The organism is Burkholderia pyrrocinia (genome assembly GCF_003330765.1).
GTDB lineage: Bacteria > Pseudomonadota > Gammaproteobacteria > Burkholderiales > Burkholderiaceae > Burkholderia > Burkholderia pyrrocinia_B.
Map to the genome: position 1 here is coordinate 2,774,845 of NZ_CP024903.1, position 11,795 is coordinate 2,786,639.

The 11,795-nt window shown below is 64.7% G+C and carries 10 protein-coding genes; 4 read left to right on the plus strand and 6 right to left on the minus strand.

What is annotated here, in order from left to right:
* Positions 1 to 75 precede the first annotated feature (75 nt).
* Complete coding sequence (locus CUJ89_RS30240) at positions 76 to 873, minus strand: helix-turn-helix transcriptional regulator (RefSeq protein ID WP_114180929.1); 798 nt, start codon at positions 871 to 873, stop codon at positions 76 to 78.
* A gap of 110 nt (positions 874 to 983) precedes the next feature.
* Here CUJ89_RS30240 and CUJ89_RS30245 point away from each other — a divergent pair, with 110 nt between their 5' ends.
* Together CUJ89_RS30245 and CUJ89_RS30250 are read left to right on the plus strand one after the other, a co-directional pair.
* Entirely contained in the window at positions 984 to 2,063 is a 1,080-nt protein-coding gene (locus CUJ89_RS30245) for an alcohol dehydrogenase catalytic domain-containing protein (protein ID WP_114180930.1), read from the plus strand.
* Between the two features lie 268 nt (positions 2,064 to 2,331).
* Complete coding sequence (locus tag CUJ89_RS30250) at positions 2,332 to 3,864, plus strand: amino acid permease (RefSeq protein WP_114180931.1); 1,533 nt, start codon at positions 2,332 to 2,334, stop codon at positions 3,862 to 3,864.
* A gap of 161 nt (positions 3,865 to 4,025) precedes the next feature.
* Here CUJ89_RS30250 and CUJ89_RS30255 read toward each other — a convergent pair whose 3' ends face one another.
* Positions 4,026 to 4,295, minus strand: coding sequence for a DUF4148 domain-containing protein (locus CUJ89_RS30255; RefSeq protein WP_114180932.1), 270 nt, complete (start codon positions 4,293 to 4,295; stop codon positions 4,026 to 4,028).
* A gap of 567 nt (positions 4,296 to 4,862) precedes the next feature.
* Here CUJ89_RS30255 and CUJ89_RS30260 point away from each other — a divergent pair.
* Complete coding sequence (locus CUJ89_RS30260; protein WP_114180933.1) at positions 4,863 to 5,945, plus strand: helix-turn-helix transcriptional regulator; 1,083 nt, start codon at positions 4,863 to 4,865, stop codon at positions 5,943 to 5,945.
* A gap of 539 nt (positions 5,946 to 6,484) precedes the next feature.
* Here CUJ89_RS30260 and glyA read toward each other — a convergent pair.
* The 3 genes from glyA to CUJ89_RS30275 form a co-directional block, all read right to left on the minus strand.
* A complete protein-coding gene (gene glyA / locus CUJ89_RS30265; protein ID WP_114180934.1) occupies positions 6,485 to 7,732 on the minus strand; it encodes a serine hydroxymethyltransferase in 1,248 nt (415 codons plus the stop codon).
* Positions 7,733 to 7,976: 244 nt separating this feature from the next.
* Complete coding sequence (locus CUJ89_RS30270) at positions 7,977 to 8,756, minus strand: SDR family NAD(P)-dependent oxidoreductase (RefSeq protein WP_114181645.1); 780 nt, start codon at positions 8,754 to 8,756, stop codon at positions 7,977 to 7,979.
* 34 nt (positions 8,757 to 8,790) lie between these two features.
* Positions 8,791 to 10,038, minus strand: a complete 1,248-nt coding sequence (locus tag CUJ89_RS30275) for a D-arabinono-1,4-lactone oxidase (RefSeq protein ID WP_114180935.1) — start codon at positions 10,036 to 10,038, stop codon at positions 8,791 to 8,793.
* A gap of 307 nt (positions 10,039 to 10,345) precedes the next feature.
* Here CUJ89_RS30275 and CUJ89_RS30280 point away from each other — a divergent pair, with 307 nt between their 5' ends.
* Positions 10,346 to 11,308 carry a helix-turn-helix domain-containing protein gene (locus CUJ89_RS30280; protein WP_236654995.1) on the plus strand — a complete coding sequence of 321 codons (963 nt, stop codon included), beginning with the start codon at positions 10,346 to 10,348 and terminating at the stop codon, positions 11,306 to 11,308.
* A gap of 62 nt (positions 11,309 to 11,370) precedes the next feature.
* Here CUJ89_RS30280 and CUJ89_RS30285 read toward each other — a convergent pair whose 3' ends face one another.
* Positions 11,371 to 11,763 (minus strand): 2-oxoglutarate dehydrogenase, encoded by a 393-nt coding sequence (locus tag CUJ89_RS30285; RefSeq protein WP_236654996.1) that lies wholly within the window; start codon positions 11,761 to 11,763, stop codon positions 11,371 to 11,373.
* Positions 11,764 to 11,795: the final 32 nt, after the last annotated feature.

Genomic DNA, 11,795 nt, shown 5'->3' on the forward strand with positions numbered 1-11,795 from the left:
GCCAATCACGCCTCGGCCGCCCGGCTGACGCCTGCCGTTACATCACCCGCCGGCAATCCTGTCGCACGCACGCCCCTATTCGCCGACGTCCCCATCGCCACTCACCGGCGTATAAATCGCCAGCTTCAGCGCAGGATCGTCGTTCGCCTGGAACGTCGCGTACTCGTAACGCTGCGTGCCGCGTTGCGCATGCACGAGCACCTTCTGGCCCGACACGCCGCTGCGCACGTCATGCGCGCCCCACCATTGCGCGAACGCGTCGCTGCTCGCGCGCAAGCGCTCCACCAGCGCGATGAACGCCGGATCGCTCGCATAAAGATCATGGCTCGCGCGAAACAGCGCGATCATCCGGCATGCCTCGTCGGCCCAGCCCGCGGCGAAGAGCCGGCGCGCGTGCGGCTCGACGAACATGTAGATCAGGACGTTGCGGTCGGCTTGCGCGAGCCGATCGAAGCCGAGCAGGTCGGCCGCGGCGGCATTCCACGCGAGGATGTCCCAGCGCTGCCCGGTCACGTACGCGGGCAGGTGAAGATTCGCGACGAGCCGCGCGATGGTGGGCGGCACGCTCTCCGGCACGAACGCGCGCGACACGTCGCGCCGCGCGAGCGTGCGCAGATGAGCAGCCTCGGCCTTGTTCAGCCGCAACGCACGCGCCAGTGCGTCGAGCGTCGCGTCCGACGGGCTGACATCGCGCCCCTGCTCCAGCCGCACATACCAGTCGATGCCGATGCCCGCTAGTTCCGCGACCTCCTCGCGCCGCAGGCCGGGCGTGCGCCGGCGCGGGCCGTTGTGCAGGCCGACGGCATCCGGTTGCAGCTTCTTGCGCCGCGAGCGCAGAAAATCGCCGAACGGGGTTCGCGTCGTGACGGTCATCGGGTTCGCTCCGTGCAGGGTGGTATCGGGCAATCCTGGGCTCGTGCCGGGCCTTGTTGCGGATTCTAAGCCTGCCAGAATCGGCTCGTCCCCCACTGTCTGGAAGAGTCATGAAAGCTGCGATTCTGAAGTCGCTCGGCATGCCGCTCGCTATCGAAACGATGCCGGACCCCATGCTCGGCACCGGCGAGGTCATCGTGGATGTCGTCGCGACGCCGGTGCTGTCCTATGCGCACGAAGTGTTCAGCGGCGAGCGCCAGTATCCGATCGAGCTGCCGATCGTGCCCGGCTGCGGCGCAATCGGCCGTGTCCGGCAAACCGGCCCCGACGCGACGCAGTTGCAGCCGGGCGACTGGGTGTTCTGCGATCCGACCGTGCGCTCACGCGACGATGCGCTCCAGCCCGACATCGTGCTGCAGGGCTGGAGCGCGCGCGGCGACGGCGGCAAACGGTTGCAGCGCCATTTTCACGACGGCCCGTTCGCCGAACGACTACGGGTGCCGACCGAAAACGCGGTACGCATCGGCGACATCGAGCCGGCCGACGCCGCGCGCTGGTGCGCGCTCAATACGCTGCTCGTGCCGTACGGCGGGCTGCTCGCGTCCGAGCTGCGGGCGGGCGAGATCCTGCTCGTCAGCGGCGCGACCGGCAACTTCGGCAGCGCAGGCATCGCGGTCGCGCTGGCGATGGGCGCGCGGTGCGTGGTCGCGCCGGGCCGCAATGCACGCGCGCTCGCGGAGCTCGAACGCCGCTTCGGCGAACGCGTGCGCACCGTCGCGCTGACCGGCGACGAAGCCGCGGATCGTGCACGCATGCAGCAGGCGGCGCCGGGGCCGATCGACTGCGTGATCGACCTGATGCCGCCGTCGGTGCCCGCGACGACGGTGCGTACCGCGGTGATGACGGTGCGCCCGTACGGGCGCGCGGTGCTGATGGGCGGCGTCGGCATGCTCGGCGGTGCCGGGCTCGAACTGCCGTATCCGTGGATCATGCGCAACGACATCACGCTGCGCGGCAAGTGGATGTACCCGACCGAAGCCGTGACGTTGATGGCGGGGCTCGTCCGCGGCGGGCTGCTCGACCTCGGGCACTTCGACGTGACGGTGTTCGCGCTCGACGACGCGAACGACGCGGTCGCGCATGCAGCGGCGAACGGCGGGCCGTTCAGGATGACCGTGATCGCGCCTTGACACGTGTATCCGGCGTCGTACCGGGTCGGCCTGCCATGACACTGCACCACGCCCCGGAACGGTGCACGCATCCGGATTTTCACTACGTTGCCGAAATCTGATATTGCCGGGAGATTTGGTTTCATACCGTTCACGTATCGGGCCGGAAAGTGATTGCCGTTCAACCGCGGCATCGCCTGCCGCCGACGAATTCCAGGAGCGGGCCGTATCACATGGCCCGGGCGGCGATGACGGTCCTGCCACGCAGGACATTCGTGACGGAGCGACTATGGATACAAAATTCCAGCCTGATTCAGGCACCGACAGTGACGTAAGCCTCCTGCACAAGATGGGCTATGCGCAGGAACTGTCGAGACGTATGAGCGGTTTCTCGAACTTCGCCGTTTCTTTTTCGGTTATCTGCATTCTGTCGGGCGGCATTACCGCGTTTCAGCTCGCGTTTTCGGCCACCGGCGGCGCGTCGGTCGGTCTGGGCTGGCCATTGGGTTCGCTGTTCGCGCTGATCGTCGCCGTGTCGATGTCGCAAATCGCCTCCGCGTTTCCGACGGCGGGCGGCCTCTATCACTGGGGCGCCATCCTCGGCGGCAAGAAATGGGGGTGGATGACGGCGTGGCTCAACCTGATCGGCCTCATCTTCGTGATCGCCGCGATCAATTTCGGCACCTACGATCCATTCTTCAAGACGCTGATCGCGCCGATGTTCGGCGTCAGTCCGGACCACCTGACCTGGTGGCATCAAACGGCGTTCATCGCGCTCATCACGATCTCGCAGGCCATCCTGAACGCACGCGGCATCAGGATTGCGAGCAAGATCACCGACCTGTCGGGCTACCTCATTTTCGTGGTGACGATTGCGCTGGTTGTCTCGCTGCTCTACTACTCGCCGGTCGCATTCGATCCGCACCGGCTGGTCACCTTCACCAATTTCACCGGCGTCGACGGCGGTGCGTGGCCGAAACAGGCCACGCCGCTCGCGTTCCTGTCCGGCCTGCTGCTGGTGACCTACACCATCACCGGTTTCGACGCTTCCGCGCACACGTCGGAAGAGACGCACGATGCGGCCAGGAACGTGCCGCGCGGCATCATCGGGTCGGTGTTCTGGTCCGCGGTCTTCGGCTACGTGATGGTGTGCGCGTTCGTACTGGTGATGCCCGACCTGACCGCCGGCATGAAACAGGGCACCGGCTTTTTCGAAGCGATACTCGCGCCGATTCCGAAGACCTTGCGCGTCTGCCTCGAACTCGCGATGTTCTTCATCAACTACGTGTGCGGGCTCGCCGCGATCATGTCGACGTCGCGGATGGTGTATGCGTTTGCGCGCGACGGCGGGCTGCCGGCCTCGAAGCTGCTGCGCAGCGTGAATCACGCGCACCGGACGCCCGGGCCCGCGATCTGGACGTGTGCGGTGCTCGCGATCGTCGTCACGTTGTACGGCGACGCGTTCTCGGTACTGAGTGCCGGCAGCGCCGTGTTCCTGTTCATCTCGTATGCAATGCCGATCGGCTCCGGGATGCTGGCCGAAGGCCGCACGTGGACTGAAAAGGGTCCGTTTCAACTGGGCATCTGGTCCAAACCGTGCGCGTTGCTCGCGCTGGTAGGCGCCTGTGTGCTGGCCTATGTCGGCATCCAGCCGCCGAATGAAAAGGTGCTCTACGTGCTGGTCGGCTTCGTGGCGGCGCTCATGGTGATCTGGTATGGCTTCGGGGTGCGCAACACCTTCGCGGGTCCGCCGGTGCTGAAGGACACGCGAAATCTCGACCGCATCCGCGAACTCGAGGCGAACGTCGACCCGTCCGTCTGAAGCGCTGTTGATACAGGCTGAAACCGCCGACTCGCAGGTGTCATGCCGGTGATCTTCGCGAGGGTCGCGTTGCCGATCACTACGGTCCTCGTGTGCGACCAGGGTACCGACCACGCGGCTGCCGATGATCCAGGCGGCCGCGCCGGTTCGTCACGCCGCCCCTATTGCCCGCCGCCGTAGAACTGATCGAGCCGATCGAGCTCGCCCGACTTCCGCGCACGAATCAGTTCCTCCTTCACCTGTGCGCGCGTGATCGCTGCGGGGCCGCCCGCCTGTGACCCAGCACTGGGCATGGAGCCCACTGCGGTGGCGCTGATCGCTGCATCCGAGGGCGTGCCGGGGCCCTCGTCGGCTCCGCCGGCCGCCCGAGCAAGCCCGGCCGCACCCAGCATGCAAACGGCGACCAGCGCCGCCTTATACATCGTCTTCATCGTGGCACCTCATATGAAAAGATATTGCAACTCATATGGCGGGGACGGAGCCGATGTCCGGCCGTCCGCGCGATTCGACACACCTCGCCGATGCGACAACATCGACCGTGACGGCATGCACCGCTCCTCGCGAATCGCGAGCATTCTGCTGCGTCACTCCAGTCATCGGCCGGCTTCACACGTTCGAGTTTCCATGCGACCTTCGCGTCCTCCAGTGACGTCCCCCGGGCCAGCGCATTCGCATGTGAATGCGCAATATTGCCTCGCAGCAGCCTCGCGCATGCGCTTGCCTGCGCATCGTGCCGCAACGCGGATCGAACATTCCTGCAGCACGCACCCGCCATTGGGCGGATCTCGCGCTTCGAGCCACCGCGCACCGGGCGGGGCAACCAGCAGGAATGGATCAATGATAGAAATCAGCCTGCCGGTTTAACGCCCCCTGACGAGGGGGCAATTGTGGAATTCGTCGACTTGCCGACCTAAACTGGACACCGTATGCGCAAGGCTCAGGCGGCCCGCGTTGCGACGCAGTCGCGCGCAAGCCCGTCGTAGCTCAAGGGGCGCACCATGTCCGACAAGTATGTCGCGCTAGCGGGCCACATCCGGCGACTATGTTCGTTTGGCATCGAGCCGCGCCTCGTTATTCCTCATGTGGTTGAAGCGACGCGGCGCATCGTGGGCGCCGACTGGGGCATGTTCTTCTATACCGACGAGCACTATGCCGTGTCGGACGTATACAGTGAAAACGATACCGTCTATCAAGTTCTGCCCACCTACTTTGCCGAAGTCCACAACACCGAAAAACAGGAAGTGCTCGGCGTCACGTTCTCGGATGCGATGCGCCGCGGCCGCGGATTCGAAAACAGCGCCCGTTACGACGCCGCGCTGCTGAAGAGTGCAATGTATGCCGAGCTGTGGCGGCCGGTCAGCATGCGGCATTGTCTCGAGCTAACGGCGACCGATGGCGCCCGTGGCTGGGGAAGCCTGAAATTGTGCCGCGCGCCCGGCGGTCGCCCGTTCTCGGAAAAGAATCATCGGGACATCGAGCCCTTCGCGCGACATATCGCTCATGCGCTTTCGTGCCCGATACATCCGCCGTCGCGCGAAGCGGAAGGCTGCCAGTCAGCGATCATGGTCGTCGACAACACCGGGAAGCTCTTGCTGCAGAGCGAGGACAGCACCAGAATGCTGGCGCTCGCATCCGGCGAACCGCTTGCGTTCTATCGTCGCGACTGCTTTCCGAACTGGCTTGCGCCGCTGCTGACGAATGTCAATCGCATCTGGTGCGGCCTCCCGGTGGCACCCGCCACGATGGAACGCCGCAATGCGGCCGGCCGCTTCCGATTCAAGGCGTATCGCTTTGCACACGCGAGCGAGATGCACTGCGAACAGGCGATCGTGATCTACATCGAGCATTTCCTCCCGCACGAACTGGAAATCGAGCGACTCGGCTTCGAGTTCGGTCTGACGGAACGACAACGGCAGCTCTGTTCGCTACTCGTTCTCGGCCACTCGCAAACCGCAATAGCGCGCTGCCTCTCGCTGCACGACAGCACCGTCGTCGATCATGTGCGAAAGATCTACCGCAAGCTCAACGTCCACAACCACGACGAATTGCGCAGCGTCTTTCGCCTTGGCCGGCACGATTAGCGTCGCATGTCGTGTCGCGTCGAAAGTGCAGTCGCCACCGGGCGGCACGGCACCTTCCCGCTAACCATCGAGCAATGCCGGTGCATTGCGGTCGGCGCAAGGCGCTCTGCCCCGCGAGCCTTCCGGGCGGTACTGTCCGAACTTGATTCGATGAAGACTCGAGCACGTATGCGCAGCGCTCGTGGCTGCCCGGCATGTCGAGCGCGCCGCAGCCGATCATGGTGACAATGGCCGAGTTCAATCCGCCCGAAATGCGGGTTACGCGACGCAACCGAGGTCAGCGCAATGCGATGCAAAGCGCTGACCGACGTGGGCTCGTTTTGCGGGACACAATCGCATGTCTGCAGTCGACTCGTTCAACACCACCGACGATGAAGTCGGCGCGGCGTTGCTCGCCTTCATACAAGCGAGCCGATAGCGCTTGAACAGGCTCAAGCCGCCGACTCGCAGGTGTCATGCCGCGAGTCGGTTTTCTTTTTTCGACATCGATGGGGAACGACAAAGTTCGACCGCGTTGCGGCGGTTGAACCTCGCGGGCATCAACCGTAGACGGGGAACCGCTGGGTCAGCTCGGCGACCTGCCCGCGCACGCGCTCGAGGGTGGCGGCATCTTCCGGGCTTTCGAGGACATCGGCGATCAGGTTGCCGACGAATTCGGCTTCCTTCACGCCGAAGCCGCGCGTCGTCATTGCCGGCGAGCCCAGACGGATGCCGCTCGTCACGAACGGCTTTTCCGGATCGTTCGGGATCGCGTTCTTGTTCACCGTGATGTGCGCCGCGCCCAGCGCCGCTTCCGCCGCCTTGCCCGTAATCTTCTTCGCGCGCAGGTCCACCAGCATCACATGGCTTTCCGTGCGGCCCGACACGATCCGCAGCCCGCGCTTCACCAGCGTTTCAGCCAGCACCCGCGCGTTCTCCGCCACCTTCTCCTGGTACGCCTTGAACTCCGGCGACAGCGCTTCCTTGAACGCCACCGCCTTCGCCGCGATCACGTGCATCAGCGGGCCGCCCTGGATGCCCGGGAAGATCGCCGAGTTGATCGGCTTCTCGTACTCGGCCTTCATCAGGATCACGCCGCCGCGCGGGCCGCGCAGGCTCTTGTGCGTCGTCGTCGTCACGAAATCCGCGTGCGGCACCGGGTTCGGGTACACGCCCGCCGCGATCAGCCCCGCGTAGTGCGCCATGTCGACCATCAGGTACGCGCCCACCGACTTCGCGATCTGCGCCATACGCTCGAAGTCGATCTTCAGCGAGAACGCCGACGCGCCCGCGACGATCAGCTTCGGCTTGTGTTCCTGCGCGAGCTTCTCGGCCGCGTCGTAGTCGATGTCTTCGTTCTCGTTCAGGCCGTAGCTGACCACGTTGAACCACTTGCCCGACATGTTCACCGGCGAGCCGTGCGTCAGGTGACCACCGTGCGCGAGGCTCATGCCCATGATCGTGTCGCCCGGCTTGAGCATCGCGAAGAACACGCCCTGGTTCGCCTGCGAACCCGAGTTCGGCTGCACGTTCGCGGCTTCCGCGCCGAACAGCTGCTTCACGCGGTCGATCGCCAGTTGCTCGACCACGTCGACGTATTCGCAACCGCCGTAGTAGCGCTTGCCCGGATAACCTTCCGCGTACTTGTTCGTGAGCTGCGAGCCCTGCGCGGCCATCACGGCCGGGCTCGTGTAGTTTTCCGACGCGATCAGCTCGATGTGATCTTCCTGGCGGCGGTTTTCGTCCTGAATGGCAGTCCAGAGTTCCGGATCGACGTTTGCGACGGTGCTGGTGGTGCGATTGAACATGATGATTGACCAAAAGAGAGTGATTGACTGACCGCGGGATGCCGGCTGATTGGTGGTTCGGCCCTCCCATTCCATCAGACGCGCCCCTTGTTCAGCTAGAAGGATTACGACAATCCGCTAGGACGCCCCGCGCGATGAACAGACAAAAAAAATCGAAGGTTCGCATCGCTGCGGAACCTTCGACCAGGCTCGCTGACCTTGCAGGCGTGGCGCCTGCCCTTCAGCTTCTTGCGAGCATCAGTGACTAGACGGCGGAAAAACAGTTGTCGACGAACAGATGGGTGCCGTTGACGAAACTCGATTCGTCGGACGCGAGGAACAGCGCGGCCGCCGCGACTTCCGACGGCTCGCACAAGCGACCTTGCTGAAGCGCGATCGCCGCTTCGGTCGCGTCGACGCCCATGGCCTGCAGGTCCCTGAGTTCGCGCATCCCGTGCGGCGTGCGGATGAACCCCGGCGCCAGCGCGTTGCAACGAATCCCCCGGTCGCGGTACTCGACCGCGATGGCCCGCGCGAACATGTGGCAGGCGCCCTTGGTCGCGTCATACAGCACCTCGCCCGGCGTCGCGCAGACCGCGGAAATCGACGACGTACAGACGATGCTGCCCCGTCCCTTCTCGAGCATCTGCGGCAGCACCGCTTTCGTCATCAGGAACATGCTCTTGACGTTCACGCCCATCAGCCAGTCCCATTCCGACTCTTCGATGTCGAGAAACGGTTTGACGATCAGCGTGCCGGCATGATTGAACAGGATGTCCGCATTGCCGTACTGCTGCTTCGCCGCATCGACCGCCTGCTGGACATCCGCCTGTTTCGACACGTCCGCGCCGAGGCCGATCGCCTGCAAGCCGGCCTCGCGCAGCCTGGCCGCGAGCGTTTCGGCCGCGTCGCCGTCCCGGTCGATGATCGCGACCTTCGCGCCCTGCGCGGCAAACAGTTCGGACGCGGCGCCGCCGCATCCGCCGGCGCCGCCGCTCACGATGGCGACCTTGCCGGCAAGGCGACCGTCAATCCTGGCATTCATGCTTCGTTCTCCCATGTAGTTCGTTCGGGCCGGCTCAACTGAACAGCGTCCGAAGATGATCGTTGAGGAAATAGCCTTCGGGGTCCACGCTGCGGCGCAGTGCGCGGAAGGCTTCGGCTTTGGGGAACCAGCGGTCCACGTCTTCGCGGTTCGTGAAATGCAGCTTGCCCCAGTGCGGACGCGAGCCGTAGTCGCGCAGGATGTCGTCGACGTCCTTCAGGAACGGCCAGTAGTCGACGCCGTTCGGGCCGCCGGAGCATGAAATGGTGACGCTGTCCTGGTGGTTGAACGGGCTGATCCACGCCGGGTCGCCCTTCGTGAAGCGGTACTCGACCGGGAAAATGCAGTCGCGATGTTTCGTGAGAATGAGGTCGCGAACCCGGCGCAGCGCTTCCTTGCCGTGTTCCGCGGGCACCGCGTACTCGAGTTCATGGAAGTTCGGCACGTAGTGAATCGCATACACCTCGGCGCTATAGGCGATCTTCTCGTGCTCGCCTTCATGGAACGTGCGCTGGTCGGTGATATCCATCACCTTGATTTCGCACACGTCGTAGTCCTTCTTCGAGTTCGACACTTTGGCGGTGTCGGGCAGGCAGTACAGGTGGCGGCTTTCGGACGTCGGACACCAGAAGAAGCCGAAATGCCGATGCTTCGCCGCCAGGTCGTCGTACTGTTCCATCAGCGCGTCGAAGTCCTCGCGCCAGACACGATCATGCAGCCAGAACGCATCGGTCACCTGCAGCGTCATCTCCGAGACCACGCCGAACATCCCGATATTCACCTGCGTCGCATGCAGCAGGTCGATGTCCTGCGCGTCGCTCACTTCCATGATCGAGCCGTCCGGACGAACGATGCGCATCCCGACGACCTGCGACGACAGGTTGCTCAGCGTCGTCCCCGTGCCGTGCGTGCCGGTGGCGAACGCGCCGGCAATCGCCTGCGAATCGATGTCGCCCTGGTTGACGAGCGACAAGCCGATGTCCTTCAGGTGGCGCGTCACCGCATTCAGTTTGGTGCCGGCCTTCACCGTCACGCGCTTGCGCGCTTCATCGACAGCGACGATGCCCTGGTAATCCTGAAGCGACAACAGCAGGCCGCTGGTTGCCACGACGGGCGTGAACGAGTGCCCCGATCCCGAGCATCGGACATTCTTGCCCTGGCGCGTCGCGGTGCGCACCAGTTCCGCGATCTCGGCCTCGCTGGTCGGCGACGCCATGTGCGCGGCCACGCATGATTGATTGCCAACCCAGTTTCTCCAGAATCCGCCACGGGGAAGTTCCATCAACGTCTCTCCAGATAGGGTCCGAGGTGCTTTGTCGGAATGGCTCGGCGGGTCGGCGGTTGGCTGCCCCGTCGAGCCGCTCGATCAAGGAAACCGGGTGTTCGTGGACACCCGGCCGATGCATCGTGTCAGTGCCAAAGGTAGGGCGCCGAAAGGCTTTCCACTATCGGATTTCGGCAAGCAAGGGTTTCTACGAGGATGTGGCGGAGCGGAGCTTTTTGACCGGCTACAATGATTCGATCCGGCCCGCCCCTTCCCGACCCCGATGACGCCGTCTGCCCACCCGAGCGATTTCTCTGGCGCCCCGTTGTTCGCGCGAACGGTCGCGTTCTGCGCGTTCACCGACGTGGCGGAGCAGGCGCGGTCGTTCGACGGCTGGGACCTGAATTACACGCAGATCTCGGGCGGCCTGTTTCATGGCTCGTCGTCGATCGTTTCGCTCGGCGGCATCCGGCTGCTGGTCGAAGACCTCGACAAGGTCATCCTGCAGCAGGGCGCCGTGCCGTCGGACCGGATCGCCGTGGCCGTGCCGCTGGAACTGGAAGGGCATGCGCGCATGTGCGGCGAGAAGAGCGGGCGCGACAGCCTGCACGTGTTCTCGAGCCTGCCGGAATTCGAGTTCTATTCGCCCGACCGGCACGTGCTCGTGAATGTCGAAATCGAACCCGACAAGCTGTCGACGCAGGCGATGCGCACGCTCGCTTCATCCCTGCGCGCGCGAACCCTCGCGCCGCTGATCCCGATGGCCAGCGAGGTCGCCGACAATCTTCGCGACCTGCTGCGCCAGACGCTGGCCGCGGCGGCGAAAAACACGCCCGTCGACGACGTGGCGACGCAGGACAGGATCGAACTGCTGGAGCGCACCGTCCTGTACGCGATCTCGGAAGTGATGACGGCGGCCACGCCGGAGGCCGGCGCGCAAGCCGCGCGCCCGACGAAATACTGGTCGCTGGTCAACGCGGTACAGGAGCGGCTGCAGGACGCATCGACCTGCCCGTTGTCGATCGCCGAGCTGTGCGTGCAGCTCGGCATCAGCCGGCGCACCGCGCAATATGCGTTCCACGACGCGCTCAACCTGAACCCGATTGCGTATCTGCGGGCCGTTCGACTGAATCACGCACGCCGCGAGCTTCGGCTCGGCGAATCCGTGACGTCCGCCGCAACCAAATGGGGCTTCTGGCACCTGAGCAGTTTTGCGCAAGACTATCGCGCGATGTTCGGCGAACTGCCGTCGGCCACGGCCAGGCGCTACGCGCGCCAGGCCAGCTAGATGCCTGTCGCGATTCGGCGGCCGGTGCAAACCTCGCACCGGCCGCCGCCCTGCTCACGCCATCAGTCGTCCTGCTGTTCCTGCTGCGCCTGCACCTGCCGCTGCTGGATGAACTGCCGCACATCGCTCATCGTCACGCGGCCGGTGTGCTTCGCATCGATCTCGTCGAAGTGCTTCGACACGAAACCGAGCCCGCTGCTCTGCGCCTGCGCCTTCGTCACGGCCGCGCCATTGCTCAGCACCGTATTGGCGCCGAGCCTCGCGTCGACACGCCGCTGCGCCTGCTGCTGCAGCGTCGCGCCGGTCGACGGCAAGACCGGCGCCGCGCGCGTCGAAGGAAAGAACGGACCGTCGACACCGCGCCCGCCGTGCGGCAGCTTCACCGGCGCCACCGCCTGCGGCGGCAATGCGTAGGCGCTGCTCACCACGGCACCGAGGACGATCAACGAAGACATACGCCGCATCAAATTGATTAGGGACATGATCA

What these genes read in the sequence shown, in the direction of transcription:
- CUJ89_RS30240 (WP_114180929.1), bottom strand. Translation starts at nt 873, where the DNA reads ATGACCGTCACGACGCGAACCCCGTTCGGCGATTTTCTGCGCTCGCGG.
- CUJ89_RS30245 (WP_114180930.1), top strand. Translation starts at nt 984, where the DNA reads ATGAAAGCTGCGATTCTGAAGTCGCTCGGCATGCCGCTCGCTATCGAA.
- CUJ89_RS30250 (WP_114180931.1), top strand. Translation starts at nt 2,332, where the DNA reads ATGGATACAAAATTCCAGCCTGATTCAGGCACCGACAGTGACGTAAGC.
- CUJ89_RS30255 (WP_114180932.1), bottom strand. Translation starts at nt 4,295, where the DNA reads ATGAAGACGATGTATAAGGCGGCGCTGGTCGCCGTTTGCATGCTGGGT.
- CUJ89_RS30260 (WP_114180933.1), top strand. Translation starts at nt 4,863, where the DNA reads ATGTCCGACAAGTATGTCGCGCTAGCGGGCCACATCCGGCGACTATGT.
- glyA (WP_114180934.1), bottom strand. Translation starts at nt 7,732, where the DNA reads ATGTTCAATCGCACCACCAGCACCGTCGCAAACGTCGATCCGGAACTC.
- CUJ89_RS30270 (WP_114181645.1), bottom strand. Translation starts at nt 8,756, where the DNA reads ATGAATGCCAGGATTGACGGTCGCCTTGCCGGCAAGGTCGCCATCGTG.
- CUJ89_RS30275 (WP_114180935.1), bottom strand. Translation starts at nt 10,038, where the DNA reads ATGGAACTTCCCCGTGGCGGATTCTGGAGAAACTGGGTTGGCAATCAA.
- CUJ89_RS30285 (WP_236654996.1), bottom strand. Translation starts at nt 11,763, where the DNA reads ATGTCTTCGTTGATCGTCCTCGGTGCCGTGGTGAGCAGCGCCTACGCA.